A 26,868-nucleotide genomic window follows, 5' to 3' on the forward strand; every position below is an offset into this window, starting at 1 on the left:
GGAATTGTTGCCGGTGAGTGACTTCGTTGTGTTAATACGTTCGGCCATTCGAGTGGTATCCACAGTGGCACTGCATTATCTACCTGGGGAAACGCCAGGGCTAACCTGGACTTCATTGCTCTAAGTAAGAGTTCCCCTCCATAGATGCATCCATCTGTGTCAGGATTGATCCGTTCGGTCAGGCCGGGGGGCCGGCCGGACGAGCAGGAAGTACTGACCGAAGGTGATCACGACCCACAGCCGGGGTCGTAGTTGTAGGGGAGGGCAACCACAGATGTCTGTCACCGACGAGAAGAACACCACCGGCACGCTGTCGGCCGAGACCGTCGACCTGGACTCGGTCGAACTGGCGGGCTCCGTCGAGGAGACCACGCCGGCCGAGGCCGTCACCGCGGAGGCCGAGGCGGTCGTCTCGAACGCGGCGCTGCTCGCCGCCGCCAAGCCCAAGGGCCCGCGTCAGGGCGGCGACGGTGACGAGGTCGAGGACGGCCCGTACAAGCCGCACTCGCCGGAGCCCGCGACTCCGCTCAACTAGAAGATGTCCTTACGGCCGGCCGGACGGGAGTTCCCGTCCGGCCGGCTGCGTCCACCTGGACCTTTGTGCTTACATATGTCAGTGCCAGCCGCGACACCCTCTGATGGTGGATCCACGGGCGCGGCCGAGAAGGCGCGGCTGCTGCACCGCAGGGGCAAGAAGGCGGCCACGGCCGACCGGCACCCGACCGCGATCCTCCTGCTGAAGCGCGCGTTGGCCGTGCTCGACGCCGCGCAGGACGTCGATTCCGTCGTGCGGGTGGAGATCCGCACCCGGGTCCAGGCGACTTTGGCCTACTGCCTGGCCGAAACGACGAGCCTCGACGAAGGCGCCGCCCTGCTCGACCGCGTGCGGGCGGAACTGGCCGAGTTGCCCGACATGCCGCTCAAGGACGAGCTGCACGGGTTGATCGACCACAACCACGCCGTACTGCTCTGCCGGGTCGGCCGGATCAAAGACGGCATCGTGCTTTTCGACTCCGACGTCCGCCACACGGAGCGTCGGCTGGCCGAGACCACCGGTGACCGCACGGCCGTCGTCGACTGGCTGGTCACGTCGCTGTCCAACCGCGGCAACGCCCATGGGACCTCGGGCAGCCCGTCGCTGGCGGTGCGGGACCTGAACCGGGCCATCGACCTGGCCCGCGAGTACGGACTGCACGAACGGGTCGGGATCGCGACGCACGCGCTGGGCAACTTCCTCCAGCGCATCGGGGACATGCCCGCCGCGCTGCGCCGCTACGAGGAGGCCAACCGGCTGTTCACCGAGCACGAACCCGGACTGCTGCTGCGCCTGCGGCTGGACCAGGCCGAAGCGATGCTCAGCGTCGGCCTGGCCGACGAGGCCGGCCGGCACCTGGACGAGGTGCTGCCCGAGATGCGGCGGCAGCGCATCCTCCAGGACCACGCCGAAGCCGAGCTGTTCCGGGGCGCGGCGGCCCTGCTGGAGGGCGAGGTGCGTACGGCCCGGCGCATGGCCGTGTCCGCGCACCGCCGTCTGTTGCGCCGGGGCAGCCCCGGGTGGGCGGCGATCGCGGCCCTGATGATCGCCCGTGTGGACGTCCAGAAAGCCTTGGACGCCAGGGTTCCGGCCGCGCTGCCGCGCCGGGTGCTGGAGCTGTCCGACCAGCTCGCGGTGTTGCGCCTGGCCGACGCGTCCGCGCAGGCCCGCATGCTCGCCGTCCGGCTGGAGGTCAAGCTCGGCAACGTCGACCGCGCGGCCGAGCTGTTCGCGGCCGTGCCGACGCCGCGTCCCACGTCCGCGATCGACCACCGCATGCTGGTGCGCATGTGCCGTGCCGAACTCGCGTTGGCGCGCGGCGACCGCCGGGCCGCGTTGGCGCAGGCCAAGGCGGGCCTGACGGAACTGGGGCGGATGCGCGACAGCCTCGGCGCGGTGGAACTGGTGTCGGGCAGCGCGTTGCACGGTCGTGAACTCGGCGACTTCGCGGTCCGGCTCGTGCTCGGCTGCGGCGACTCGCCCGCCGACGCCCGCCGCCTGTTCACCTGGCTCGAACGCACGCGCGCCCAGCTCTACCGGTACGACCCGGTCGAGTCCACTGTGGACAGCGAGTTGCGCGAACGCATCGCCGAGGTGCGCCGGCTGAGCCGGGCACTGCTGCGCGCCCGCCTGGACGGCGCACCCACCTCGAAGCTGGAGATCCAGTACGCCGCGGCCCAGCGCGACGCCATGCGCCTGGGCTGGAGCGAATCGCCGTGGGGCAAACCCCGCCCGGTCGCCCGGCCGCGCGACGTCATGGACCGGCTCGGCGACCGGGCGCTGATCAGCTTCGCGGCGTCCGACGACAGCCTGGTGGCCGTGGTCGTGCTGGCCTCCGGCGTGCGGATGGTGCGCCTGGGCTCGGCCGCCGAGGTCAACGAACGCGCCCGCCGCCTGCACGCCGACCTCAACGCCCTCGCGCCCGACCACCTGCCGCCGCCGCTGGTCGAGGTGATCACCGCCTCGGCCCGCCGCGAGGCCGAACGCCTCGACGAGACGTTGCTGCGCCCGCTGGTGGATCTGATCGGCGATCGCGACCTGGTCGTCGTGCCGACCGGCGCGCTGTACGTGGTGCCGTGGGCGGTGCTGCCGACGTGCGCGTCCCGGCCGACCGTCGTCGTGCCGTCGGCCACGGCGTGGCTGTCGACGACCCGGGCCGACCCCGAGGAGGCCAGCGGTGTCCTGCTCGTGCGCGGACCCGGCCTGGTCGCGGCGGAGGACGAGATCGACCGGCTGGCCGGCTACCACAGCGACGCGCGCACGCTGGGCCTGCCGGACGCCAGGGTGTCGGCGGTGCTGAAGGCGTTGGACGGCGTCGAGCTGGCCCACATCGCCGCGCACGGCGAGCACGAACCGGACAACGCGCTGTTCTCCCGGCTGGAGCTGATCGACGGCGCCCTGTTCGCCCACGAGGTCGGCCGGGTGCGCCGCCCGCCGCACCGGGTCGTGCTGTCCGCGTGCGAACTGGCGCTCAACCGCATCCGCCCCGGCGACGAGCCGCTGGGCTTCGCCGGTGCCCTGCTGGCGGGTGGCGCGCTGACCGTGATCGCGGCGTCGAGCAAGGTGGGCGACCAGCCGTCGGCCGCCGCCATGGCCGACTTCCACCGCAACCTGGCCAACGGCGCGGCGCCCGCCGTGGCGTTGGCCGAGGCGGTCGCCGTGGACCCCTTCCGCCGCCCGTTCGTGTGCCTCGGCTCAGGCTGACCCGCGAGTCCTCCACCCAGGCACTCCGAAATACGCACTCAGGCACCCCGAAAAACGCGTTCGGGCACCCCGAAAAACGCGTTCGGGCCGGCCGGCTCAGTCCTGGCCGCCGCCGGCGCTGTCCGGCCGGACGATGATCACCACGCGGTCGTCGCTGGACACCGGCGTCGCGCCCGGGACCTTGTTGACCGTGCCGACCAACGCCGTGCGGTCGTCCAACGCGACCATGGGCCCCAGCCGCCCGAAACCCTTGTCGTCGTCGAGGTTGCGCTCCGGCTTGCCGCTGAAGCTGCCGTCCGGGTTCAGGTGCAACGACAGCGTGCCCGGCGCCTTCGTCGTGGCCAGCCAGATCAGGCCGGTCATCGACGCGCACCCGGCGATGCCCGGACGGTCCGGCCACGACCACGCGGCCGACGTCAGCGCCTTGCCCGGCTCGACCCGGAACAGCAGGTCCGACGTCGGCGTGGAGTCGGTGACCCACAGCTTCGACCCGTCGGTCGCCAGGCACAGACCGCCAGGGGAGTGCAGGCCCGACGTCACCACGCGCGAACCCTCGGTCGGGTTGCCCTTCGCGGCCTGGCCGGACGCGTCGATGCGCAGCACCTTGCCCGCCAACGACGCGGGGTCGGCCGCCGACGCCGCGTTGCCCGCGTCGCCGGTCGCCACCAGCAGCGCGCCGGACGGGTCGGACGCCAGCGCGCCCCGGTTGCCGGTCGCGCCCTTGGGGATCCCGGTCAGCACCGGCTTGGGCACGTCGCCCGGCGCCAGCCGCAGCACGCGGTTGTCGGTGGCGGTCGTCACGTACACGTAGACGAGCTGGTCCTCCGCGTAGGTGGGCGACAGGGCCAGCCCGCTCAGGCCGCCGTCACCCGACGCGTCCACCTCGAAGGTCGCCACCACGACCGGCTCGACGTCCTTGGCCACGCGCAGCAACCGGCCGCCGCGCTCGGTCGCCAGCGCCGTCACGGACCCGGTGGTCTCGTCCACGTCGATCATCGCCACGCCGGTCACGGTGTTCAGGCAGGTGGCCACGACGGCCGGGTTGAAGTCCTTGCACCCCTCCGGCGGTGGGACCGGCACCGCGGACTGGCCGGGCTGCTGACCCTGGCCGGGGCTGCTGGGCAGCTCCCCGGGCAGCTCGGGCCGGGGCCCGGCCTGGGGCGTGAGCTGCACCTGCGCGCTCCACCCGGCGGGCGCCGGCTGGTCGGGGAAGCTCGCGCACCCGGCGGCGAGCAGGCCGACGGCGGACGCGACCAACACCGTGCGCAGACGTGACACGCGACCAGGCTAGGCGGCGCCGGGTGAACGCGGGGTGAGCAGGAGGGCCTCCCGCACGGCGGCGGCCCGCCGGACCAGCGCGTCCAGTTCCGCCACGACCAGACCGGGGTTCTCCACGGGCAGCAGGTGCGTGTTCGGCACGACCCGGACGCGGGCCTGCGGCAGCGACCCGGCCGCGCCGACCACGTCCGACGCCGCCGCCAGCGGGTCGTAGCGCCCGGCCAGCACGGTCGTGGGGCACGTCAACGGCCGCAGGTCGAACCGGGGCGTGCGGCCCAGCGCCAGCGACAGCGTGAAGTACCAGGCCCAGTCGTGCCGCAGCACCGCGCCGAGCGAGCCGGCCAACGGCACGCGGTGCAACACGCCGTCCAACACCGGCGCGGCCAACCGCAGCGCGGACACCGACAGCACGCCCAGCGCCCGCCGCACCGACTCCGGCACGCCCGGCACGCCGAACGCCCCGGCGAACGCGTCACCCGGCGCACCGGCCACGAGCAGCAGACCGGACACCCGCTCGGGATGGCGCAACGCCAACGCGGCGGCGACCGTGACGCCCATGGCCCACCCGGCGACCACGCACCGGCCCACGCCGGCGTCGTCGAGCACGGCCACGGCGTCGGCCACGTGGTCGTCGACCGCGATCCGGTCCGGGTCGTCGGGTCGCGCCGAGCCGAACGTGCCCCGGTAGTGCCAGCCGCGGACCCGTGCGCCGGCCGCCGGCCACGCGCCGGGCAGCGCGCCGAGGCCGGTGCACAGCAGCACGTCCGGTCCCACACCGGTGTCCCAGGCCCTGATCCGCGTGCCGTCCGTCGCAACGACGTCGTGCTCCCGCATGCGGTCCAGCATGCCGTATACCGTGCGAGGGTGACGATCACCGTGCTGGTACCCGACGATCTCGGCGTGCGCGTGCTGTCCGAAGTGGAAGGCGTGACCCCGGTCCGCTACACGGCGGGCGAACCGCTTCCGCCCGAGGCGGTCGAGGCGCGGGTGCTGGTGCCGAGGTTCCTCGCGGGTGTCGACCCGGAGGCGTTCTTCGCGGATCTTCCCCGCCTGGAGTACATCCAGTTGCTCAGCGCGGGCGCCGAGAACTTCGTGGGCGTGATCCCGGACGGCGTCGTGCTGTCCACGTGCCGGGGCGCGCACGGCGGCAGCACGGCCGAGTGGGTGGTCGGCGCGCTGCTGTCGGTCTACCGGGACCTGCCCGCGTTCGACCGGTCCCGGATCGAGGGCCGCTGGGACTACCGCGGCACGGAGACGTTGCAGGGCAAGGACGTCCTGGTCGTCGGCGCGGGCGACCTGGCCGTGGAGCTGCGGCGGCGGGTCGAGCCGTTCGACGCGACCGTGACGCTCGTCGGTCGTACCGCGCGCGACGGCGTGCACGGGTTCGACGAGCTGCCCGACCTGCTCGGCCGGTTCGACGTCGTGGCGCTGGTCGTCCCGCTGACCTCCGAGACGACGGGCATGGTCGACGCCGCGTTCCTCGAACGGATGCGCGACGGCGCGATCCTCGTCAACGCCGCGCGCGGACGGGTCGTGGACACCGACGCGCTCGTGGCCGAGCTGGTGTCGGGCCGGTTGCGCGCGGCGCTCGACGTGACCGATCCCGAGCCGCTGCCCGAGGGGCACCCGCTGTGGAGTGCGCCCGGCCTGTTCCTGACCCCCCATGTGGCGGGCAGCTGTACGGGCACGATGGAGCGCGCGTATGCGGTCGTGGCTGCTGAAATCGCCCGATTTGCTCGCGGAGAGCAGCCGAATAACCTCGTTCGGGGAGAGTATTAGTCCGTTCGGGTCAGATGGCAGGGCGGAACGGACGCTCGCGGTTGTCGGCCGAACCTCCTACCGTGCGGGTGCGTGGCTACTCACGACGACCGCACGACCGGCTACTCCGACGAAGGTCCCTACCCGGCGAGCGGAGGAGTCCACCACTTCGACGACGGCACGACGGCGTTCGACAAGAAGACCAACGCCTTCGACACGTCCGCCTACACCCCCGTCGACCAGTTCCCGACGGCGGCGGCCCACCTGGACGAGGAGGACACCCGCCGCCCGTTCGGCTGGACCGCCGGACCCGACATCGGCCTGCTCGTGCTGCGGCTCGCGCTCGGCGGCGCGTTCGTGCTGCACGGTCTGCAAAAGGTGTTCGGCCTGTTCGGCGGGCCGGGCGTCGACAAGTTCGCCCAGGCGTTGCAGGACATGGGCTTCCGCGAGGCGAAGGTGCTCGCCTGGGTCACCGGCGTCACCGAACTCGCGGGCGGCGGCCTGCTCGTCCTCGGCCTGTTCACGCCGCTCGCGGCGGCCGGCCTGCTGGGCGTGATGGCCAACGTGCTCGTGCTGCGGTGGCGGTCGGGCTTCTTCGCGCCGGGCGGCGTCGAGTTGGAGGCCGCCTACGCGGCGATGGCGTTCGGCCTGCTGTTCGCCGGACCGGGCCGGGTCGCGCTGGACCGCGGCCGGACCTGGTTCCGGCGCCCGCTGCTGTGGGGCTTCCTGTGCCTGGTACTGGCCGCGGGCGCGACGGCGGCGACCCTGTACGTCTTCCGCAACACCCACTGATTCCGGTCGCGTCCCCACCCTCGACGGGGACGCGACCGGATCGTCCCTACCGGTCGACGTCGCGCACGGCGCCCAGCGAGGCGTCCGTGGCCATGCGCGCGTAGGCCCGCAGCGCCGAGGTCACCGGGCGCACCCGGTCGACGGGCTGCCACGGCCGCTCCGACGTCTCCATCTTCGCCCGCCGCTCGGCCAGCACCCGCTCGTCGACGAGCAGTTCGAGCTTGCGCCGCGCCACGTCGATCAGGATGCGGTCGCCGTCCTCGACCAGGCCGATCGCGCCGCCGCCCGCCGCCTCCGGCGAGACGTGGCCGATCGACAGACCCGAGGTGCCGCCGGAGAACCGGCCGTCGGTGATCAACGCGCACTTCTTGCCCAGGCCCGCGCCCTTGAGGAACGCGGTCGGGTGCAGCATCTCCTGCATGCCCGGACCGCCCGCCGGACCCTCGTAGCGCACGACCAGCACCTCGCCGGCCTGGATCTGCTTGCCGAGGATCACCGACACGGCCTGCTCCTGGGACTCGACGACCCGCGCCGGTCCCTCGAAGCGCCAGAGGTCCTCGTCGATGCCCGCCGACTTGATCACCGCGCCGCGCTCGGCCAGGTTGCCGCGCAGCACCGCGAGCCCGCCGTCCTTCGTGTACGCGTGCTCGACGTCGCGGATGCAGCCGCCGCCGGCGTCGGTGTCCAGGCGCGACCAGCGGTTCGTGGTGGAGAACGCCTGCGTGGTGCGCACGCCGCCGGGCGCGGCGTGGAACAGCTCGACCGCCTCGGGCGACGGCGACTCGGCGCGGACGTCCCACGCGGACAGCCAGGACGCCAGGTCCTCGCTGTGGACGGTGCGCACGTCCTCGTTGAGCAACCCGCCCCGCCAGAGTTCACCCAGCAGGGCCGGGATTCCGCCCGCCCGGTGGACGTCCTCCATGTGGTAGTCCGAGTTCGGCGACACCTTGGCCAGGCACGGCACCCGACGGGACAGCCCGTCGATGTCCTCCAGGGTGAAACCGATCTCGCCCTCCTGCGCCGCGGCGAGGATGTGCAGCACGGTGTTCGTCGACCCGCCCATGGCCATGTCCAGCGCCATCGCGTTCTCGAACGCCTTGCGGTTCGCGATCGAGCGCGGCAGGACCGACTCGTCGTCCTCGTCGTAGTACTTGCGGCACAGCTCGACGACCGTGGTCCCGGCCCGCGCGAACAGGTCGCGGCGCGCGGCGTGCGTGGCCAGCGTCGACCCGTTGCCCGGCAGCGCCAGGCCCAGCGCCTCGGTGAGGCAGTTCATCGAGTTCGCGGTGAACATGCCCGAGCACGACCCGCACGTCGGACACGCCGACCGCTCGACCTCGGCCAGGCCCGCCTCGTCCACGTCCGGCGACGCGGACGCCGCGATCGCCGTGATCAGGTCGGTCGGCGCGACGGCGACGCCGTCCACCACGACCGCCTTGCCGGCCTCCATCGGCCCGCCCGAGACGAACACCACGGGGATGTTCAGGCGCATGGCCGCGTTGAGCATGCCGGGCGTGATCTTGTCGCAGTTGGAGATGCAGACGATCGCGTCGGCCTGGTGCGCGTTGACCATGTACTCGACGGAGTCGGCGATGATCTCGCGGCTGGGCAGCGAGTAGAGCATGCCGCTGTGGCCCATCGCGATGCCGTCGTCGACCGCGATCGTGTGGAACTCCCGGGGGACGCCGCCCGCCTCCCGGATCGCCTCGGCCACGATGTCCCCGAGGTCCCGAAGGTGCACGTGACCCGGCACGAACTGGGTGTAGGAGTTGGCGATGGCCACGATCGGCTTGCCGAAGTCCGAGTCGGTCATGCCGGTCGCGCGCCACAGCGAGCGGGCGCCCGCCGCGTTGCGGCCGTGGGTGGTGGTTCGGGAACGGAGCGGTGGCACGGCTCCTCCAGGATCTGCGTGTGGTGCTGTCGCGAAACGGCGCGGTCGTGGGCGCCGGAAAGCGGTGCGGGCGGTGCGTCCAGGCTACTCCCGCCGCGTCGCCCCGGTGACCGGCCGGTCCTCCCGCAGCGCACCCGCCACCAGTACGCCCGCCAGCGCGAGCGTGATCACGTGCACGGCCGTGCACCACAGGCAGATCTTCCCGATCAGCACGAATTCGGCCGCGACCAGGTAGACGACGAACAGCACGCCCACGCCGGCCGCGCCCAGCCGTGCCCAGTGCAGGCGTCGGTCGCGCCAAGCGGCCGGCAGGCACAGGACCGTGATCCCGACGAAGAACGCCAGGCCCAGGACCGCGACCGGGATGCCGAGGAACTCGGACTGCTCGCTGGTGGTGACCGTGCCGCAGTCGATCACCGCGCCCTCGGAGCACAGCAGCACGTCCGGGTCGAAGTGGGTGTAGGTGAGGTACGCCGAGACCGCGAGCCCGGCGATCGCCAGGACCAGGCTGATCAGCGGGAGGGGCGTCGTCCGGGTGTTCGAACTCACCGTGCCGACTGTACGGAAGCGGCCGTGTCGTCCGGGTCAGGTGGGCGGATCGGGCGAGGTGGACGGGGGTGTGCGACCGGGCAGGTCTCGCGGCTACTTCGCGGTGGGCTTTTCCCCGGCCGGGGCGTCCGGGGTGGTGCTGTCCGGGGTGGTGCCCGCGGGGGCGGCGTCCTCCACGCGGTCCGAGGCGGTGGCGTCCGTCTCGTCCGGCGCTGCTTCGTCAGGCTCCGGAGCGCTCGGGTCCGGCACCCGGCCGCCGCTGACGACCGAGAGCGCGGGCAGGTGCCCGGCGCGCACGGCGGGCAACCGGACGAGCGAGCCGTCCGCGAGTCGGGCGCTCAGCCAGCCCCTGGCCACGACCTTGATCGCGGACACCTCCGACCACGCGATCACGCGCCGGCCGAACGTGCCGCGTGCGACCAGCCGTTCTTCGTCCACAGTGGTCCGGTTGCGCACGACCCACCAGCCGAACCCGAGCGGCAGCAGGTAGATCGCCTGGAGGCCCGGTGCGGCCCACGCGACCGGAGTGGCGCAGATCGCCGTGGTCAGCGCGGCGAACAGCGCGGGCATGGGCATCCGGAAGACGACTCTGCGCACGTCGGGACATGCTGCCACCGGTCGTTCGAGCGGGTGATGGCGGGCCGGTTTCCCCTGATCGGAGCGTCCACGATCCGGGAGTGCCATCCCGCACAGTTGACGCCCGCCTTCATTGACGGTTAACGTCCCTGCCATGCAGCGCAACCTCGTTCTCGTACTTCCCAGGCGCGTCGACGCCTAGGCAAGCGAGCTTGCGTCGACGCGCGACCCTCGTCCGACCCTGCGGGTTGGCGAGGGTTTTTTCGTGCCCGGACCGTGCATTCTCCTTACCCACGAGGCAGACAGATGACCAGCGCAACCTCGCGACCGGCTCCCGGCGAGTCCGCGTCGCCCCGCCCTGGACCGCGACCGAAACCGGCCCCGCCGAGCGGAGCACCGATCCGCGTGACCGGTGCCCAGTCCCTCGTCCGCTCGCTCGAAGCGGTGGGCTGCGAGATCGTGTTCGGCATTCCCGGCGGCACCATCCTGCCCGCGTACGACCCGCTACTCGACTCCACGAAGGTGCGCCACGTCCTGGTCCGCCACGAGCAGGGCGCGGGTCATGCCGCGACCGGCTACGCGCAGGCCACGGGCAAGGTCGGCGTCTGCATGGCGACCTCGGGCCCCGGTGCGACGAACCTGGTCACGCCGCTGGCCGACGCCAACATGGACTCCGTCCCGGTGGTGGCCATCACCGGCCAGCAGTCCCGGCCGCTGATCGGCACGGACGCGTTCCAGGAAGCGGACATCTGCGGCATCACGATGCCGATCACCAAGCACAACTTCCTCGTCACCGACCCGGCGGACATCCCCCGGGCGATCGCCGAGGCGTTCCACCTGGCGGCCACCGGCCGCCCCGGCCCCGTCCTCGTGGACATCCCCAAGGACGTGCTCCAGGAGACCACCTCCTTCTCCTGGCCGCCGGAACTGCGCCTGCCCGGCTACCGGCCGACCACCCGGCCGCACGGCAAGCAGGTGCGCGAGGCCGCGAAGCTGATCGCGGGCGCCCGGCGTCCCGTGCTCTACGTCGGCGGCGGCGTGATCAAGTCCGACTCGTCGGCCGAGCTGCTCACGCTGGCCGAGCTGACCGACATCCCGGTCGTGACCACGCTGATGGCGCGCGGGGCGTTCCCCGACTCGCACCGCCAGCACCTGGGCATGCCCGGCATGCACGGCACGGTCGCGGCCGTGGCCGCGATGCAGAAGGCCGACCTGCTGGTCGCGCTCGGCGCCCGGTTCGACGACCGGGTGACCGGTCAGCTCGCGTCGTTCGCGCCCGAGGCCGCGATCGTCCACGCGGACATCGACCCGGCCGAGATCTCCAAGAACCGGCGCGCGGACGTGCCGATCGTCGGCGACTGCAAGGAGATCATCGGCGACCTCGTCGAGGCGGTCCGCGCCGAACGCGAGAACGGCGAGGTCGTCGACCTCGCGCCGTGGTGGAGCCAGCTCGACGCGCTGCGGGACACGTTCCCGCTGGGCTACGACTGGCCCGACGACGGCACGCTGTCGCCGCAGTACGTCATCGAGCGGATCGGCGCGCTGACCCCGGCCGACACGCTGTACACCGCGGGCGTCGGCCAGCACCAGATGTGGGCGGCGCAGTTCGTGAAGTACGAGACGCCGCGCACGTGGATCAACTCCGGCGGCCTGGGCACCATGGGCTTCGCGGTCCCGGCCGCGATGGGCGCCAAGGCGGGCGTGCCGGACGTCCAGGTGTGGGCGATCGACGGCGACGGCTGCTTCCAGATGACCAACCAGGAACTGGCCACCTGCGCCATCGAGGGCATCCCGATCAAGGTCGCCGTCATCAACAACGGCAACCTGGGCATGGTCCGCCAGTGGCAGACCCTGTTCTACGGCGAGCGGTACTCCAACACCGACCTCGGTACGCACAAGCACCGCATCCCCGACTTCGTCCTGCTGGCCGAGGCACTGGGCTGCGCCGGGTTCCGGGCCGAGTCGAAGGAAGAGGTCGACAAGGTCATCGAGCAGGCCATGGAGATCAACGACCGCCCGGTGGTCATCGACTTCGTGGTCGGCAAGGACGCGCAGGTGTGGCCCATGGTCGCGGCGGGCACCGGCAACAGCGAGATCATGGCCGCCCGCGGCATCCGGCCGCTGTTCGACGAAGACGACGTGTGACGGGAACGAAGGACATGACAAGGCACACCCTGAGCGTCCTGGTCGAGGACAAGCCCGGCGTCCTCGCGCGGGTGGCGGGCCTGTTCTCCCGTCGCGGCTTCAACATCGAGTCGTTGGCCGTCGGCCGCACCGAGCACCCGGACATCTCGCGGATGACCATCGTGGTCTCGGTGGAGGACCTGCCGCTGGAGCAGGTCACCAAGCAGCTCAACAAGCTGATCAACGTCATCAAGATCGTCGAGCTGGAGCCGACCGCCGCCGTGCAGCGGCAGCTCCTGCTCGTGAAGGTCCGCGCCGACGCGACCGTCCGCAGCCAGGTGCTGGAGACCGTGCAGCTGTTCCGCGCCAAGGTCGTCGACGTGTCACCCGAAGCGGTGACGGTCGAGGCGACGGGCACGTCCGAGAAGCTGGACGCGCTGCTGCGCATGCTCGAACCGTACGGCCTGCGCGAGATCGTCCAGTCCGGCATGGTCGCGATCGGCCGCGGCGCCCGTTCCATCACCGCCACCGCGGTGCGCTAGTAGACCGCGTTGAGAATCTTCGCCAGTTCGAAAGGGAGTACCACACAGTGAGCGTCGAGATCTTCTACGACGAGCATGCCGACCTGAGCGTCATCCAGGGGCGCAAGGTCGCGGTCATCGGCTACGGCAGCCAGGGCCACGCCCACGCGCTGAGCCTGCGCGACTCGGGCGTCGACGTCCGCATCGGCCTGGCCGAGGGCTCGAAGTCCCGGGCCAAGGCCGAGGAGGAGGGCCTGGTCGTCGGCACCGCCGCCGAGGTCTCCGCGTGGGCCGACCTGATCATGATCCTGGCGCCGGACACCGCGCAGCGCCACATCTACGCCAACGACATCGCGCCCAACCTGAACAAGGGCGACGCGCTGTTCTTCGGCCACGGCTTCAACATCCGCTACGGCCTCATCCAGGTGCCGTCCGATGTGGACGTCGCCATGGTCGCCCCGAAGGGCCCGGGCCACCTCGTCCGCCGCCAGTTCGTGGACGGCAAGGGCGTCCCGGCGCTCATCGCCGTGGAGCAGGACGCGTCGGGCAACGCGCAGGCGCTGGCCCTGTCCTACGCCAAGGGCATCGGCGGCACGCGCGCGGGCGTCATCAAGACGACGTTCAAGGAAGAGACCGAGACCGACCTGTTCGGCGAGCAGGCCGTGCTGTGCGGCGGCGCGTCCGCGCTGGTGCAGGCCGGTTTCGAGGTGCTCACCGAGGCGGGCTACGAGCCCGAGATCGCGTACTTCGAGTGCCTGCACGAGTTGAAGCTGATCGTCGACCTCATGTACGAGGGCGGCATCGCGCGCATGCGCTACTCGATCTCCGACACGGCCGAGTACGGCGACCTCACCCGCGGCCCGCGCGTGATCACCGCGTCGGTCAAGGAGGAGATGCGCAAGATCCTGGGCGAGATCCAGGACGGCACGTTCGCCCGTCAGTGGGTCGAGGAGGACGACGCCGGTCGCGCCAACTACAAGAAGTTGCAGTCCGAGGGCGAACAGCACCCGATCGAGGAGGTCGGCAAGAAGCTGCGCGGCCTCATGTCGTGGGTCGACCGGCCGATCACCGAAACCGCCTAGGACCTGCGGGTTCGCTGCCGGGGTGTGCGGTGTCCCCACGCACCGCGCACTCCGGTATACCTAGTTTCCATGACCGAGAGCGCGCCGATCTACGACGACAAGGCCCACGTCAGAGGCAATCTCGACCTGTCCGCAGCGGGTTGGATTCGCAGTGACGAAGGGGCGGAGGACGAGGACGAGCACGTCGAGATCGCCTTCGTGGAGCACAGCGACGGGGTCACGTACACCGCGATGCGGAACTCCGCCCATCCCGATGGGCCGGTGTTGGTGTTCACGCCGGCCGAGTGGGAGGCGTTCATCCTGGGGGTCAAGGACGGGGAGTTCGACGAACCCTGGTGAGGGTTCGTGCCTGGTGGCCGTGTTCGGGGTCGGGTCGGGGAAGCGCTGGTGCCTGGCGGGTGTCGTCGTGGGGCGCTGACGGAAGCGTTCAAGCGTCGCTCGCCGCTGGGCAGGCCGCCAGGGGCACTCAGGGGGATTCCGCCTTCGACTGTTGCCGTCGTGGGTTGGCCGTGATGCTGCCGGTGCTTCGCACAGGGTTCGCTGCCGGCAGGTCGCGGGGCTGATGGTGATGCTGCCGGTGTCTCGTGGTCTGTCTGTCTGTCCATCTGTGGCTGTGTGGGCGATTTTTCGGTGTCGTGCTCATCTGCCTTCGGGTGGATTCCCTCCCGGGCCGACCTCCCGCCCGTTCCGTCGGTCGGCGGGACTATGCTCGGGCGGAACCCGGACACACTGTCGTGGCCGGTCGGCGCGGGTATCCGCTGCGACGGCCGCCCGCGCATCCCACCCGTCCACACCCTCCGGGAGCGACGTCCGTGACCAAGCCCGTTGTCCTGATCGCCGAGAAGCTCGCGCCGTCCGTTCTCGACGTCTTCGGTGACGGCATCGAGGTGCGCCACGTGGACGGCACCGACCGTCCCGCGTTGCTCGCCGCCGTGGCCGACGCCGACGCGCTCCTGGTCCGGTCCGCGACCAAGGTCGACGCCGAGGTTCTCAAGGCCACCACCAAGCTCAAGGTCGTCGCCCGTGCGGGCGTCGGGCTCGACAACGTCGAGGTGCCCGTCGCGACCGAGCGCGGCGTCATGGTCGTGAACGCGCCGACCAGCAACATCGTCAGCGCCGCCGAGCACGCCGTCGCGCTGCTGCTCGCGGTCGCCCGGCAGATCCCGGCCGCGCACGCCACCCTCCAGAACCACGAGTGGAAGCGCAGCAAGTTCAACGGTGTCGAGCTGAACGGCAAGACGGTCGGCGTCGTGGGCCTGGGCAAGATCGGCCAGCTGTTCGCCGCCCGCGTGGCCGCGTTCGGCACCTCGCTCATCGCGTACGACCCGTACGTGTCCGAGGCCCGCGCCGCGCAGTTGGGCATCGAGCTGGTGTCGCTGGACGAGCTGCTCGAGCGCGCCGACGCGATCAGCATCCACCTGCCCAAGACGCCCGAGACCAAGGGTCTGATCGGTGCCGCGCAGCTGGGCAAGACCAAGCGGGGCGTCATCATCGTCAACGCGGCGCGGGGTGGTTTGGTCGACGAGGAGGCGCTCGCCGAGGCCGTGCGCTCCGGCCAGGTCGGCGGTGCCGGTGTGGACGTGTTCTCCACCGAGCCCACCACCGAGAGCCCGCTGTTCGGCGTGCCCAACATCGTGGTGACGCCGCACCTGGGCGCGTCCACGGGAGAGGCGCAGGACCGCGCGGGCACGGACGTGGCCAAGTCGGTGCTGCTGGCCCTGCAGGGCGAGTTCGTGCCGGACGCGGTGAACGTGCGCGGCGGCGGTGTCGGCGAAGAGGTCCGGCCGTACCTGCCGCTGGTGCAGAAGCTCGGCACGGTCGTGGCCGCGCTCAGCGCCAAGGCGCCCACCAGCGTCACCATCGAGGTGCGCGGCGAACTGTCCAACGAGGACGTCGACGTCCTGCCGCTCGCCGCGCTGCGCGGCGTGTTCTCCCGCGTGGTCGAGGAGCAGGTCACCTTCGTCAACGCGCCGGCGCTCGCCGAGTCGCTGGGCGTGACGGTCGACCTGGTGAAGGGCTCCGAGAGCGCCAACCACCGCAGCCTGGTGACGGTGCGCGCGGTGCAGGCGGACGGCGCGGTGATCACCGTGTCCGGCACCCTGACCGGCCTCGACCAGGTCGAGAAGCTGGTCGGCGTCAACGGCCGCGGCTTCGACCTGCGTGCCGAGGGCAACGTGCTGCTGCTGGAGTACCCGGACCGGCCCGGCGTGATGGGCACGGTCGGCACGCTGCTCGGCGAGGCGGGCGTCAACGTCGAGGCGGCGCAGATCAGCCAGACCAAGGACGGCGCGGACGCGTTCATGCTGCTGCGCGTGGACCGGCCGGTCGACAACGCGGTGCTGGACCCGATCGGCGCGGCCGTCGGCGCCCGGACCGTCCGCTCGGTGAACTTCGACTGATTCGTCGGTGACGCACCGGGGTTCACGTTAGATATCGTTGTGAGCCCCGGTGTTGTCACACTTCACCGTTGAGTGTCAAATCTGTGGTTTACGTCACTCAAAATGCCTAATTGTTCCGGATGGTCACTCGAATAGGTTGCCCCCACGAGGTTGACCCGGTGCCGTAGAGGGCACGGCACCACGCGGGCGTGACACCTACCGGATTTTGATCACTGACCGTGCTCGCGAACACCACGCCGGGTGGGCTGACCTGCGGCCGTATGGGCAGACGTTTTTCGGCGGGCACTGAAGCCACAGACCGTACCGGCGGACGCTCCACCGTGCTGGCGAACGCGGCGCCGGACTCATAAACGGTGGGTTTAGGGTGGCTCACGCCCCTGCGCGGCATACGGCACGGCGCTCTACCGTGAGTTGTATTCACGTTGAATATTGAGCGTCACGGGTGATCATGTTACGCCGATCGGCGGCGAGCACCTGTCCATGTACCGATGGACGTGTTGGATGGAATTTCCGCAAATCGCGTACCCGCCCTGCGACACCCGGGGGACCAGTGACCACAGACCGTGACAGCGGAGGAGTCCAGCTCTGGAACATCCTCGCGAACATGCTGCACCGACGGGCGAATCTCCCGGCGGACACGCTCATCACCGACACGATCGTCATATCTCGCACGGTGCGTTACGACGCCGACGGACACCCCCGATACCGCGTACACCTCACCCACCCGCACGGCCCCATGGACCCCCATCTGGAGCAAGGCATCCTGGAGGCCGCACTGCGGCAGTCCCACGAGCGGACGTCCTAATCGACCCTGGTGCTAATCGTGTCCGCCAAGGTCGCACCTTCTCCCGCGGCGGCGATTTCGTCGCCCGCGCGGTCTCCCGCCGCCGCGACCTCCGACCCCGAATGCACGACAGGTCCGGGACCGACGTCGTATCCCCGGGCGCGGAGCAGGGAGTCGACGATCGCCTCGATCGCCGAGAAGTCGGCGGGGGCGAGCTTCACCAGCTTGCCCGCCAGGTGGCGTGCCTCCGGTGGCTCTTCTTCTTCGGACGCCTCCACTTTGTATCCGGCGAGTCGGAGCCACACGGAGGGCCGCTCCTCGAGCCCGGACGCCACCCGACGCACGACGTCCTCGCTTGGTTTCCACGGCTCGCCCGGCAGGTGGGTCATGTAGCCCCGCACCAGGTTGCTGACGGTCTGGGGGCTGAGCCCGGACCGCTTCGCGAACCTGTTCTGAGACCATCCGCGCTGACGCAGCGACGCAGTCAGCCGCTCACCGAAGGCCCACTGCGTCCGAGGCTCGCCATCCCCGACTGTCATGGGCGGCATCCTCCCGGATCGGGCACTGCCCGTCGAGCGGTACCCGCTCGCACTTGCCTTTGGATGGTCTTGGATATAATTTGGATGCATGTCGTCCTCCCTCCCGACACCCCAGGAGATCCGTGATCTCCGGATGGCCGCACGGCTCAGTCAGGTCGAACTTGCCCAGCTCACCGGCCTGAGCCGCAACACCGTGCAGGCAGCCGAGCAGGGGCGCCTGACCACCCGTACCGCGCGCGCACTCGGTTGTGTACTGCGCGAACTTCAAGTCCCCTCCGATCGGCTCACCCAGGTCGAGCGGCAACTCGCCGACCTCACGGCCCAGGTCGAGCAACTGGCCCGAGGTGCGGCGTGACGTACTTCCTCGCCGAACGTCGCGCCCTCGCGCACCGCCCCCTGGTCAAGATCGCGTACACCGTCCCCGAAGCCGCCACGGCCCTCGGTAAACCCGACCACACCATCCGCCGGCTGATCGCCAGAGGCGTCATCCGCAGCCGTAACACCGGGTCCGAGTACCTCATCGCCGGCGGAACACTGCTCGACCTCGTCGAGGGCACGCTCCCGGGCATCGTCGACCACCGCGACGTCGTCCACGCCGACGATTACTACCTCACCGCCGATCTGCTGGCCCTGCTCCCCCTCAGCGAGGAGCAGATACGAGGACTCGTGCACCCCGGCAACGCCAGGTTCCGTAAAGGCCCGCTAGTGCCGACGCACCGCAGTCCGCGACTCATCGTGCCCGGGAGCAGCCTGCTGGAGTACCTGAACGGCGAGGACGCCCCGATCCGACACTCCGCGTCCGCGTGATCGAACTCTTACCCCCGCCAATCACAGCGGTGGGTCGTCCTCCACACCGGATTGCGCCCGGTACGGCGACGACCCACCCAGAACACGAGGAGTCGACTCGTGCCCGAACGTAACCATCCCATACCGGCGCAAGCCATCCTTACCGCCCCGGAGGTCGCGTCGTGATCAAGCGCTGGCAGCAGGGCTCCGGCCATTGCTACTCCATCGACGGCAAACGCGCCCTCGGGGTCACCACGGTCCTCAAGGCCGTGCCGAAGGAACTCGTCGGCTGGTCCGCCAGGACCGTCGCGGACTTCGTGGTCGAGCACCCCGGTCTGCTCCAGGACCTGATCCGCGACGGCGGCGGCGACGCCACCCGCGACTTCCTCGCCGGACTCCCCTTCCAGCAGCGCAACGCCGCCGCCGTACGCGGAACCGCGGTCCACCGCCTGGCAGAGCGGATCATGCACGGCGACGAGGTCGAGGTGCCCGACGACCTGGTGCCGTACGTCCGGTCCTACATCGCGTTCTGCGACGACTGGCAGCCGACCGCGCTGCACTCCGAACTGGTGGTCGCCTCCCGCAAGCACGGCTACGCTGGCACGCTCGACTCGATCCTGCGGATCCCCGTCCAGGGGCTGGGGGTCGTGCAGGTGGACTACAAGACCGGCAACGGCGTGTACGGCGAGGTCGCACTGCAGACCGCCGCCTACCGCTACGCCGACGTCTACCTCGACGAGGACGGCGTCGAGCAGCCGATGGTCCCGGTCGACGGCGTCTACGTGCTGCACGTGCGCCCCGAGGGCTACGAGCTGATGCCGCTGGAGGCCGGGCCGGCGACGTTCGACAGGTTCCTGGCAGTGCTGGAGATGTACCGGCAGGTGATCCGACCGGTACAGCGGGTCCGGCCGCTCGACCGGCTGATCGGCGCCCCGCTGTCGATCGACGCGCCGGCGGTGGCCTGATGGGCGACGAGCCGCGCGACGAGCCGATCGTGAAGGTCATGGCCCGGGTCATGGCCGAAGTGCGTGCCGTGGGCAAGGGCGACAAGAACACCTTCCACAACTTCTTCTTCCGGGGCATCGACCGCATCCTCGACAACGTCGGCCCGGCGCTGCGCGCGCACGGCGTCGTGCCCACACCGAGCTTGCTCACCCTGGAGTCACGGGACACCAAGACCGAGAAGAACAAGACCGCACGCGAGATCACCGTCTGGGTCAAGTACACGTTCCACGGCCCGGCAGGCGACTCGATGGAGTGCATCGTGCCCGGCGAGGCACAGGACACGGGAGACAAGGCGGTCTCCAAGGCCATGGCCGTCGCGTACCGGACCGCGTTGATCCAGGTGCTCGCGATCCCGACCAGGGAGCTGGACCCGGATGCCCGGTCCTACGAGCGGACGTCGACGGACGGCGGCCCCAGTGTCACCGAGCTGAAGCGGTCCATCTGGGCCGCCGCCCAGGAACGCGGCTGGATCGCGGAGGACGACACCTACGAGGAGCTGACGCAGGACTTCGCTCTATGGCGGGCACAGGGCGACGAGCCCGTGATCGAGCTGGCCGACGCCGACTCCGAGACGCTCACGGCCTATCTGGCCTTCCTGAAGCCCAAGACGCGAATGTCGCGGACGCGGACGCGGACGGCGCAGTCATGACGGCCGCCGAGCAGTTCGCCAGCGTGGCCGCGTTGGACGCGGCCACCCACCACGCGGTGGAGGTGCTGCCCCCGCTGGACCCGCCGTACCAGGGCGAACTCGACGTACCCACCCGCCCCACGGTGTCGCCGTGGTTCCGCAAGCCGAACAGCCTCGGAGGTGCCGCGTGAGCGACCCGAGCCGGTACGACCCGGTGGACCTGTGGGACCGGATGCTCGCGGCCAAGCAGGTGGTCGAGGAGTTCGAGGCGGGGGTCGATCCTGGCGAGCAGGTGGCCGCGTTCCTGTACGACCTGAAACTCGCGCTCAACGGCGACGTCCTCCGCGACGAGATCACCGGCGAACTGATGCGGTTCCGTCCCGGCCACGGCCAGGCGTTGACCGCGCTGCTCGCCGCCGGTCGGGAGGCGTCATGACCCGCCGCCGATGGGGAAAAGCCGGGGTCCAGCTCACCCCGCGCGAAGCGTCCCACCGCGACCGGCTCTCCGTCCTCCGTAACGCCGAGCGGAAGCGCCAGGACGAGGCCGCTCGGCAAAAGTGGTTGCAGGGCTTGGTGGTCCCGGCACACATCACGATGGCGCTCGACGCCGCAGGCCTGCACGGGCCCGAAGTGGACTGGGCGTGCGGAGTCAACGAGCCCGACGTGGACAACTGGGAATCGGGGCTCCTGTACCCGAGGTGGGAACAGCTCCTGCGATTGGCTGAAATCACGAGCCGGAGGCCGATGTACTTCATGGCTCCGGTGCACCAGATCACGTCCATCTACGACACGTCGATGCGGTTCCACCTGGTTCCCGGAGACCGGCATCCGCTGCCCGTCCACCGATATCGCTACCGCGCCCTCGTCGACGCACGCCAGTGGGGGGTACGAGCATGAGCGTCCGCACCGTGTTCCGCTACCTCTGCGACGCGCCTCGGTGCCCGGTTTCAGCCACCGGGGAGAGCGCCTCGTCGACTCCGGCTGGTTGGTCCCGCCTGTCCTCCACCGCCCACCTCGCCGGTGTACGGGAGACGAGAGGCACGGTGTCGCCGTCGGACCGGGCGCGTGGCAGCTTCAGCCTGCTGCTGTGCCCGGACCACGCACAGGCGTTCGACGGCCACCGGCCGGTCACCGACGGCCGACCACCGCGACCGGGCCGTGGTGCGGTCGCGGTGCACGTGGCCTGCACGTGCGGCGGCCTGTCCACCTACGCCGACGCCGCGACCGTGGCCGGTGACACCGGCGGTGTGCCCGCGCACCTGCCGGAACGCGCCTGGTGGCTGCACCTGCCCGTCGCACTGCGCTGGTACACCACCCGGGAGATGCCGTGAACCGGCGGACGCCGCTGAAGCGCTGCGGCCGAGATGTCCGACGGAGCGGGTATTCGTTGCAGCATCGGCTCCCGCGTGGCCGTGGTGGCACCAACACCATGGCCAACTTGGTGACGCTCTGCGGATCTGCCACGACAAAATGCCACGGCGAGGTCGAGTCCGGACAACGCGCCCTCGCCACCGCCGAGGGCTGGGTCGTCCCCTCGGGCATCCGCCTGGAGGACTGGCCGGTCCTGCGCTTCCGGGAGACGTGGTCGCTGCCCGGCGAGCACGGCTGGGACGACGACGTCGACCCGCACCCGCTCCAGACCGACCCGAGGCTCACGTGAGCCGCCGACGACTGCCCGCCGCACTCACCACCGGCCGTCCCCGCTCGGACTGGCGGCTGTGGCGGGCCTGCTGCGACGGCCGCGAACCCGCCGAGGCGCTGACCACCCGGGACCGCGAGGACCTGGTGCGGCTGCTGTGGGACTGCGGCTGGACCGACGGCGAGATCGCCGTGCACACCCGACTCACCGACTACACCGCCGCCCGCATCAGGACCCGACTGGGCCTCGTGGCGAACACCCTTCCGAGCGCAGCTTGACCGCCGCCGCGGCCGACGCGCCTCCGATCCCGACCACCAGGAGGCAGGCACCATGACGTTCTTCCCCACCCCCGACGAGTTCTATCGAGACCCCCTGTACCTCGGCTTGTCCGCCCAGGCGATCGCTCTGTGGACAGTGGCCGGCTCGTGGTCCGCCGACCGTCTCACCGACGGTTTCGTGCCGACCGCGGCGCTCGCTCTGTTCCCCACGATCGACCCCGCCGCGGCCGACGAGCTGGTGGCACGCGGGATCTGGAAGCGGGCTCGCGGCGGTCACCAGTACGTCGACTGGCCGAGGACGTGCAGTCGCGAGTACGTGCTGGCGAAGCGGGAGAAGGAGCGGGACAAGAAACGCGGGCAACGCGCGGCCAATCCGGGTGCAGGAAGCCGAACTCCCAGTTCAAAGCCGGTTGTGTCCCCAGGGGACACCCGAGGGGACACCCCGGGGACTCACGTGGGGAGTCCATCGGGGAGTCCCCGCCCATCCAGTAAGCCAGTACAACCAGTACAACCAAACAAAGAACAACCCCCTTCGGGGGTTGTCGCGCCCACGCGCCCGCGCGCGAGTGCCGGGACCTACATCCCGGAGGACTTCACCGCGACCGACGAGATGATCGCCTGGGCACGGAAGGAGACCCCCCTGGTCGGCGCGGCCGAAACCGACCAGTTCCGTGACTACTGGCTCGCCGCGTGCGGGCCGTCGGCGAAAAAACGCAACTGGCTCGCCGCGTGGCGGAAGTGGATGCGCGAAGCACAGGCCAAGGCCGAAGCCGCGCCGGTCCGACCGCACCCGCTGGTCCGGCAGCGACAGGGACTAGGACGCGTACCGACGACCGACACCGGCACGGTCACCGGATCACGGCGCATGGACAAAGTCCTCGCGGCGCTCGAGCCAGACGACCCGTTCCTCGCCGACTACCTCGACGAACCACCGACGAACGATCACCTGCTGGTCATCGAAGGAGGCCGGACGGCATGAACCTCTCGGAGGCAGGACGCATCCTCGCCACCGCGATCAGCCTGGACCCCAAGATGCCCCAGCCCGACGCCAAGGGCTTCATCCGCGGCGTCTGGCAGAAGGCCCTGCACGACGTGCCCTACGAAGACGCAGAGAAGGCCGTTTTCGCCCACTACCGGTCCGACGAGTACACCCGGCACCGCGAGACGATCTCGCCCGCGGACATCGTCCAGTGGTGGAACGCGCGGCGACGCCCGACCGAGCGCGAACGCTCCGGGTCGACCGGGGCCCGTGCCATCCCTGCTGCCCCGTTCGATCCGGAGCGGCTGCACGCGGGCGTGGACCGGGCCGTGGCGGCGCTCAGGGCCGGGAAGCGGGTACGGGCCGGGTCCGCGCTCGCCGTCGCCGAGCGGGAGGGCGTGCGTGAGTCGACCGCGAGGCGAAGAGTCCTGGCCCGGCCGTGCGGGTACTGCCGGGCACAGGTTGGGGAGGCGTGTGTGGACGGTCGGGGCCGGAAGCTCACGAAGTCGGAGGCGCACCCCTCCCGCCTGGTCGGCGCCGAGGTCACGCCGCGCGCGCGGAGGCTGTGGTGAGCCCGTCCCGGTTCGGCGACCCCGACGACGAGGCCGTGACCGCCGACGAACTGCTCGTCGACGAGCCCGCGGTCGAGGTGCCCGAGCAGCGTGACCAGCCCCCGGTGCCGCACGTGTGCGACGGGGGCTGGGTCGACCCGGACGCGGACCGTCCGGTGCCGTGTCCGGTGTGCCAGCCGTGGCTGGCCGTGACGGTCCGGGTCGGCATCTGCCCACCCCGGGTCAGGCCGGCCCGACAGGAATCCCCCGCAGTGCCGTCCAGCGTCCCCGTGGACGCGAGAGGAGACCGTTCCGCATGACATCCCACCCCGACACCAGCAGCGGCCCGCAGTACCCGACTCCGTGGCGATGCGGGGAATCCCACGGCACGACGGCGATCGTGGCTGCCGACGGCCGGGTCGCGGCCCAGGCGGTGCCCGACGTCGCCAAGATGATCGTTCGGCTCGTCAACGCAGCAGCTGCATGCGGGGGCATCAGCACGACCCGGACCGGTGACAGCCGCTACCGCACCGGGAGCCACAACCCGCGCAACGTCTACACCGACACCGGGGACAGGGACACCGACGAGCACGTCGCCGTCGCCCTCGACCCGGCTTTCGGGCCGGTGATCGCCGCCGCCCTCAACCGGGCCGCCTGCGGAGGCGGGGCGGTCTCCGGCGGTCACTACGGCGTGGACGAGCTGCGGTCCGCCACGTCCGCATGGGCGCGGGAGCGCGAGTCCCGGATGGACTGGGCCGCCGAAGCGATGCGCGTGGACGCCGCGATAGCCGGGCTGGCCGCCGACTTCCGCCGCATGGCGTCGCTGCCGGAGGCGGGCGAGTGCGTGCGGGGCATGTGCGAGCTGGTCGTCTCCCACCTCGACGCGATCCGTGTGCAGCCCGACGAGGAAGACGGCTGCGACTGACGCGCCCTGCGGGCTGAGGTTCCCCGACCGCTCGCCGCCCCCGGACGACCGCCTGGCGCGCTGAAGCTGTCCTGAGGCGCAAGGTCTGAATTGGCGAAGTGGGATCGACAACACTTGCGTTTGGATGGATTTGGACGTAGTTTGGATACATCAGACGCCCAAGGAGATCCGATGACGCTCTCCACCGCTCGCACCGAACTCGACCCCCAGCTCCGCCCCCTCGACACCCCTGCCGACGCGGTCGGCCTCACCGCCGCGACCACCGCCGCCGGCGCCCTCTCCGCACTCGTCACCACCGCCGTGACCACCGACCTGCCCTGGTGGGCGGTCGGCCTGTCCGGACTGGCCGGCGCGTCGGCCGCCCTGGTCCTGCTCGCCGTGTCCGCGGCGCTGATCGGCGCCGCCGGGACCGTCCTCGCTCGAGCCCGCCGGAGCACCCGATGACCATCCCCACCGTCCGTACCGACGACCAGGCGCTCACCGGCCTGGCCTCCGGCGACCCGGGCACCGTCACGGCTGGCGACCCCGGGCTCGACGCCCGGCTCGCCGCGTGGGCCGCCACCGAACGGGCCGCGCTGGACGCCCAGGGCCGCGAGGCGCTCCGATGACCCCGGCGTGGACGGTCGCGGTGCTGCTGGCCGGGCTGTGGACGGCACCGGTCGCGGTCCTGCGCGCCGCCGTCCGGCGGGCCGACGACGACGCGTTCACCGCCGCCCTGCCCTACCCGCGTGCCCGCTGCCCGCACCGCGACCTGCCCGGCGGCCGGTCGTGACGGGCCGCCACCACATCCACCACACCGACCGGGCCCGGCACGCCTGCGCCGTCCTGCTCTTCGCGGTGGCCATCGCCGGCCTGTGGGCCGTCGTGCTCGGCCTACTCCCGTGACCCGCCAGTCCTGGTTCGCCCGGCTGCTGCTCGGCCCGCTCGACGGCCAGGACGGACCCGACCCCGACTGCCCGCGCGGCGGCGAACCCCACCCCGACGTATCCGACCACGACACCACCACCGATCCCGAGGAGGCGCGGTGAGCGCGACGGTCCGCCTGTCCTGCGACTGCGGCGACGACTGCGGCCTGCACACCACGGTCACCACCGACACCCCGTGGTCCGCCCGGGTCGTCGCCCAGGACGCCGGCTGGTCCTGCGACACCCTGCCCGGCGGCACCACGATCGACCTCGCCCCCGGCCACACCCTCCCGACGGAGGCCGACACCGGCTACACCCCGGACACCGGCATCCCCGGCGACGTCGGCCACCTCACCGACCGGTACGGCCGGCCCTGGACCCGACGCGGCACCCGCTGGCAGAACACCGACGGCGGCTGGCTCACCGTCGCCTCCGAACACGACCTGCTCCGCGAGGACGGTCCGCTGCGCGACCGCGTCCCCGACGACGACGAGCCCGCCGCGACCGCGATCCCGGACTGGGTGCGCAACCACGCCGCTTTCGCCGAGGGCGACCCGGCGTGACCACGACCTCCGACCCGTGGTGCGTCTACTGCCACGACTCCGGTGCCTGCCGGTGGTGCGGCATCCCCCGCACCACCGGCACCACCCCCCGCCCGCCCCGACCCCCGAGGTGAAACCCGCCGTGAACAACACCGCCCTCCTCGCCCGCATCGCCCGCGTCGCCGGACACCCCGCCCTCACCGCCACCACCCCCGACCTCGGCCGCATCGGCAACATCACCGGCACCGCCAAGCGCGTCGACATCCAGCTCGGCCAGCCGAGCACCGTCGAAATCCTGGCCTCCTGGTACGACCTCCTCCACCAGTCCCACATCGCCCTGCACGACATGACCCGCTACGACCCCGACAAGACGCTCTCCGTCCACATCGACGTCACCGGCAAGCTCGACGGCGACGAGGTGCGCGTCTTCACCGCCCTCGACCCCGTCCGCACCGCCCGGCTCCACGCCCTCATGCGCGGCCACGACTCCATCGCGATCGGCGTCGGCACCCTCTGCTCGATCGAGGCACCGTGACCGTCCTCGACCACCACCCCGACGCGGAGACGTGCCCCGAGCTGTGCGCCACCACGCGCAGCCAGAGGTACGCCCCCACCTGCGGCCACCCCGCCGCAGACCACCGCGTCTGCGGATGCTGCCCCGGCAGGCACCGTTCGCGGTGCCAGCAAGCGCAGATCCTCACCCAGCTCACCACCACCGAGATCACCGCATACCTGCGCGACCTCAGCGGCAGTCTCGGCTACCTCGCACCCGAGGACGCGTGGACGGACGCCGTCGGCGTGCCGCTGCCCGAGGACGTGCAGGACGCCGCACACCGGTTGTGGCGCAACGGCCTGCTGCCCGCGTTCGTCGACTGCGGGCTGCCGGACGACTACGTCGCGCCGAACGCCTGCGCCTACTGCGACATCGACCGCGAACACCACCTCCAGCGCCACGCACCCGGCATCAGCTGGCACCGGTGGACCGAGCCGAGCGACGCCCTGCGCCTGGCCCGCATGCGCCACCGCTACGCCACCCGACACCACTGACCACCCCGCCCGGCGCACCCCGCGTGCGCCGGGCCTCACCCCGGAGACCAGC

The 26,868-nt window shown here is 71.3% G+C and carries 37 protein-coding genes; 31 read left to right on the forward strand and 6 right to left on the reverse strand.

What is annotated here, in order from left to right:
- Positions 1–274: 274 nt before the first annotated feature.
- Complete coding sequence (locus F4559_RS05315) at positions 275–535, forward strand: hypothetical protein (RefSeq protein ID WP_184666459.1); 261 nt, start codon at positions 275–277, stop codon at positions 533–535.
- A 75-nt stretch (positions 536–610) separates the two neighbouring features.
- Positions 611–3,238, forward strand: a complete 2,628-nt coding sequence (locus F4559_RS05320; protein WP_184666460.1) for a CHAT domain-containing protein — start codon at positions 611–613, stop codon at positions 3,236–3,238.
- 96 nt (positions 3,239–3,334) lie between these two features.
- Here F4559_RS05320 and F4559_RS05325 read toward each other — a convergent pair whose 3' ends face one another.
- Complete coding sequence (locus F4559_RS05325) at positions 3,335–4,516, reverse strand: PQQ-dependent sugar dehydrogenase (protein ID WP_184666461.1); 1,182 nt, start codon at positions 4,514–4,516, stop codon at positions 3,335–3,337.
- Positions 4,517–4,525: 9 nt separating this feature from the next.
- The gene (locus tag F4559_RS05330; RefSeq protein ID WP_184666462.1) at positions 4,526–5,362 is read right to left on the reverse strand and encodes an alpha/beta fold hydrolase; all 837 of its coding nucleotides are present in this window, start codon (positions 5,360–5,362) and stop codon (positions 4,526–4,528) included.
- An 18-nt stretch (positions 5,363–5,380) separates the two neighbouring features.
- On the opposite strand from F4559_RS05330, the gene F4559_RS05335 reads away from it, so the two are divergent.
- Together F4559_RS05335 and F4559_RS05340 are read left to right on the forward strand one after the other, a co-directional pair.
- Entirely contained in the window at positions 5,381–6,295 is a 915-nt protein-coding gene (locus tag F4559_RS05335) for a 2-hydroxyacid dehydrogenase (protein ID WP_184666463.1), read from the forward strand.
- 72 nt (positions 6,296–6,367) lie between these two features.
- Entirely contained in the window at positions 6,368–7,066 is a 699-nt protein-coding gene (locus tag F4559_RS05340; RefSeq protein ID WP_184666464.1) for a DoxX family protein, read from the forward strand.
- 46 nt (positions 7,067–7,112) lie between these two features.
- On the opposite strand, the gene ilvD is transcribed toward F4559_RS05340, so the two are convergent.
- The 3 genes from ilvD to F4559_RS05355 form a co-directional block, all read right to left on the reverse strand.
- Positions 7,113–8,957 (reverse strand): dihydroxy-acid dehydratase, encoded by a 1,845-nt coding sequence (gene ilvD, locus F4559_RS05345; protein ID WP_184666465.1) that lies wholly within the window; start codon positions 8,955–8,957, stop codon positions 7,113–7,115.
- A gap of 84 nt (positions 8,958–9,041) precedes the next feature.
- A complete protein-coding gene (locus F4559_RS05350; protein WP_184666466.1) occupies positions 9,042–9,506 on the reverse strand; it encodes a vitamin K epoxide reductase family protein in 465 nt (154 codons plus the stop codon).
- A gap of 93 nt (positions 9,507–9,599) precedes the next feature.
- The gene (locus F4559_RS05355) at positions 9,600–10,103 is read right to left on the reverse strand and encodes a PH domain-containing protein (RefSeq protein WP_184666467.1); all 504 of its coding nucleotides are present in this window, start codon (positions 10,101–10,103) and stop codon (positions 9,600–9,602) included.
- 285 nt (positions 10,104–10,388) lie between these two features.
- Here F4559_RS05355 and F4559_RS05360 point away from each other — a divergent pair, with 285 nt between their 5' ends.
- The 6 genes from F4559_RS05360 to F4559_RS05385 all read left to right on the forward strand — a co-directional run bounded on the left by F4559_RS05360 (position 10,389) and on the right by F4559_RS05385 (position 17,013).
- Positions 10,389–12,227: an acetolactate synthase large subunit gene (locus F4559_RS05360; protein ID WP_184666468.1), complete on the forward strand. Its 1,839-nt coding sequence runs from the start codon at positions 10,389–10,391 to the stop codon at positions 12,225–12,227.
- A 14-nt stretch (positions 12,228–12,241) separates the two neighbouring features.
- Positions 12,242–12,748 (forward strand): acetolactate synthase small subunit, encoded by a 507-nt coding sequence (gene ilvN / locus F4559_RS05365; protein ID WP_184666469.1) that lies wholly within the window; start codon positions 12,242–12,244, stop codon positions 12,746–12,748.
- A 47-nt stretch (positions 12,749–12,795) separates the two neighbouring features.
- Positions 12,796–13,809, forward strand: coding sequence for a ketol-acid reductoisomerase (gene ilvC, locus F4559_RS05370; RefSeq protein ID WP_184666470.1), 1,014 nt, complete (start codon positions 12,796–12,798; stop codon positions 13,807–13,809).
- 69 nt (positions 13,810–13,878) lie between these two features.
- The gene (locus F4559_RS05375) at positions 13,879–14,148 is read left to right on the forward strand and encodes a DUF397 domain-containing protein (protein WP_184666471.1); all 270 of its coding nucleotides are present in this window, start codon (positions 13,879–13,881) and stop codon (positions 14,146–14,148) included.
- Positions 14,149–14,621: 473 nt separating this feature from the next.
- A complete protein-coding gene (gene serA, locus F4559_RS05380; protein WP_184666472.1) occupies positions 14,622–16,208 on the forward strand; it encodes a phosphoglycerate dehydrogenase in 1,587 nt (528 codons plus the stop codon).
- A gap of 550 nt (positions 16,209–16,758) precedes the next feature.
- On the forward strand, positions 16,759–17,013 hold the full coding sequence (locus tag F4559_RS05385) for a hypothetical protein (RefSeq protein WP_184666473.1): 255 nt from the start codon (positions 16,759–16,761) through the stop codon (positions 17,011–17,013).
- Here the strand turns inward: F4559_RS05385 and F4559_RS05390 are convergent.
- Entirely contained in the window at positions 17,010–17,531 is a 522-nt protein-coding gene (locus F4559_RS05390; RefSeq protein ID WP_184666474.1) for a helix-turn-helix domain-containing protein, read from the reverse strand. The genes F4559_RS05385 and F4559_RS05390 overlap by 4 nt on opposite strands.
- Before the next feature lie 88 nt (positions 17,532–17,619).
- Here F4559_RS05390 and F4559_RS05395 point away from each other — a divergent pair, with 88 nt between their 5' ends.
- From F4559_RS05395 to F4559_RS05495, 21 genes are all read left to right on the forward strand, one after another.
- The gene (locus F4559_RS05395; protein WP_184666475.1) at positions 17,620–17,886 is read left to right on the forward strand and encodes a helix-turn-helix domain-containing protein; all 267 of its coding nucleotides are present in this window, start codon (positions 17,620–17,622) and stop codon (positions 17,884–17,886) included.
- Positions 17,883–18,338 carry a helix-turn-helix domain-containing protein gene (locus F4559_RS05400; protein WP_184666476.1) on the forward strand — a complete coding sequence of 152 codons (456 nt, stop codon included), beginning with the start codon at positions 17,883–17,885 and terminating at the stop codon, positions 18,336–18,338. The genes F4559_RS05395 and F4559_RS05400 overlap by 4 nt, the downstream gene beginning before the upstream one ends.
- A gap of 161 nt (positions 18,339–18,499) precedes the next feature.
- Positions 18,500–19,282: a hypothetical protein gene (locus F4559_RS05405; protein WP_184666477.1), complete on the forward strand. Its 783-nt coding sequence runs from the start codon at positions 18,500–18,502 to the stop codon at positions 19,280–19,282.
- The gene (locus F4559_RS05410) at positions 19,282–19,971 is read left to right on the forward strand and encodes an ERF family protein (RefSeq protein WP_184666478.1); all 690 of its coding nucleotides are present in this window, start codon (positions 19,282–19,284) and stop codon (positions 19,969–19,971) included. Before F4559_RS05405 ends, F4559_RS05410 begins: the two co-directional genes overlap by 1 nt.
- Positions 19,968–20,141, forward strand: coding sequence for a hypothetical protein (locus tag F4559_RS05415; protein ID WP_184666479.1), 174 nt, complete (start codon positions 19,968–19,970; stop codon positions 20,139–20,141). The genes F4559_RS05410 and F4559_RS05415 overlap by 4 nt, the downstream gene beginning before the upstream one ends.
- A complete protein-coding gene (locus tag F4559_RS05420) occupies positions 20,138–20,386 on the forward strand; it encodes a hypothetical protein (protein ID WP_184666480.1) in 249 nt (82 codons plus the stop codon). The genes F4559_RS05415 and F4559_RS05420 overlap by 4 nt, the downstream gene beginning before the upstream one ends.
- Positions 20,383–20,847, forward strand: a complete 465-nt coding sequence (locus F4559_RS05425; protein WP_184666481.1) for a hypothetical protein — start codon at positions 20,383–20,385, stop codon at positions 20,845–20,847. Before F4559_RS05420 ends, F4559_RS05425 begins: the two co-directional genes overlap by 4 nt.
- Complete coding sequence (locus F4559_RS05430) at positions 20,844–21,281, forward strand: hypothetical protein (RefSeq protein ID WP_184666482.1); 438 nt, start codon at positions 20,844–20,846, stop codon at positions 21,279–21,281. The genes F4559_RS05425 and F4559_RS05430 overlap by 4 nt, the downstream gene beginning before the upstream one ends.
- A gap of 98 nt (positions 21,282–21,379) precedes the next feature.
- The gene (locus F4559_RS05435; protein ID WP_184666483.1) at positions 21,380–21,610 is read left to right on the forward strand and encodes a hypothetical protein; all 231 of its coding nucleotides are present in this window, start codon (positions 21,380–21,382) and stop codon (positions 21,608–21,610) included.
- On the forward strand, positions 21,607–21,867 hold the full coding sequence (locus tag F4559_RS05440; protein ID WP_184666484.1) for a hypothetical protein: 261 nt from the start codon (positions 21,607–21,609) through the stop codon (positions 21,865–21,867). Before F4559_RS05435 ends, F4559_RS05440 begins: the two co-directional genes overlap by 4 nt.
- 52 nt (positions 21,868–21,919) lie before the next feature.
- Positions 21,920–22,846 carry a hypothetical protein gene (locus F4559_RS05445; RefSeq protein ID WP_184666485.1) on the forward strand — a complete coding sequence of 309 codons (927 nt, stop codon included), beginning with the start codon at positions 21,920–21,922 and terminating at the stop codon, positions 22,844–22,846.
- A complete protein-coding gene (locus tag F4559_RS05450; RefSeq protein ID WP_184666486.1) occupies positions 22,843–23,418 on the forward strand; it encodes a zinc finger domain-containing protein in 576 nt (191 codons plus the stop codon). Before F4559_RS05445 ends, F4559_RS05450 begins: the two co-directional genes overlap by 4 nt.
- Complete coding sequence (locus F4559_RS05455; protein WP_184666487.1) at positions 23,415–23,717, forward strand: hypothetical protein; 303 nt, start codon at positions 23,415–23,417, stop codon at positions 23,715–23,717. The genes F4559_RS05450 and F4559_RS05455 overlap by 4 nt, the downstream gene beginning before the upstream one ends.
- On the forward strand, positions 23,714–24,322 hold the full coding sequence (locus F4559_RS05460) for a hypothetical protein (protein WP_184666488.1): 609 nt from the start codon (positions 23,714–23,716) through the stop codon (positions 24,320–24,322). The genes F4559_RS05455 and F4559_RS05460 overlap by 4 nt, the downstream gene beginning before the upstream one ends.
- Before the next feature lie 171 nt (positions 24,323–24,493).
- Positions 24,494–24,766, forward strand: coding sequence for a hypothetical protein (locus tag F4559_RS05465; protein ID WP_184666489.1), 273 nt, complete (start codon positions 24,494–24,496; stop codon positions 24,764–24,766).
- Positions 24,763–24,930 (forward strand): hypothetical protein, encoded by a 168-nt coding sequence (locus F4559_RS05470; RefSeq protein WP_184666490.1) that lies wholly within the window; start codon positions 24,763–24,765, stop codon positions 24,928–24,930. The genes F4559_RS05465 and F4559_RS05470 overlap by 4 nt, the downstream gene beginning before the upstream one ends.
- Positions 24,927–25,094, forward strand: coding sequence for a hypothetical protein (locus tag F4559_RS05475; RefSeq protein WP_184666491.1), 168 nt, complete (start codon positions 24,927–24,929; stop codon positions 25,092–25,094). Before F4559_RS05470 ends, F4559_RS05475 begins: the two co-directional genes overlap by 4 nt.
- A gap of 109 nt (positions 25,095–25,203) precedes the next feature.
- On the forward strand, positions 25,204–25,350 hold the full coding sequence (locus F4559_RS05480; protein ID WP_184666492.1) for a hypothetical protein: 147 nt from the start codon (positions 25,204–25,206) through the stop codon (positions 25,348–25,350).
- Complete coding sequence (locus F4559_RS05485; RefSeq protein WP_184666493.1) at positions 25,347–25,790, forward strand: hypothetical protein; 444 nt, start codon at positions 25,347–25,349, stop codon at positions 25,788–25,790. Before F4559_RS05480 ends, F4559_RS05485 begins: the two co-directional genes overlap by 4 nt.
- A gap of 121 nt (positions 25,791–25,911) precedes the next feature.
- Positions 25,912–26,304, forward strand: a complete 393-nt coding sequence (locus tag F4559_RS05490; RefSeq protein ID WP_184666494.1) for a hypothetical protein — start codon at positions 25,912–25,914, stop codon at positions 26,302–26,304.
- Entirely contained in the window at positions 26,301–26,816 is a 516-nt protein-coding gene (locus F4559_RS05495; RefSeq protein WP_184666495.1) for a hypothetical protein, read from the forward strand. Before F4559_RS05490 ends, F4559_RS05495 begins: the two co-directional genes overlap by 4 nt.
- Positions 26,817–26,868: the final 52 nt, after the last annotated feature.

Origin of the sequence: Saccharothrix violaceirubra (assembly GCF_014203755.1) — a bacterium.
In the GTDB taxonomy this organism is placed as follows: Bacteria; Actinomycetota; Actinomycetes; order Mycobacteriales; family Pseudonocardiaceae; genus Actinosynnema; species Actinosynnema violaceirubrum.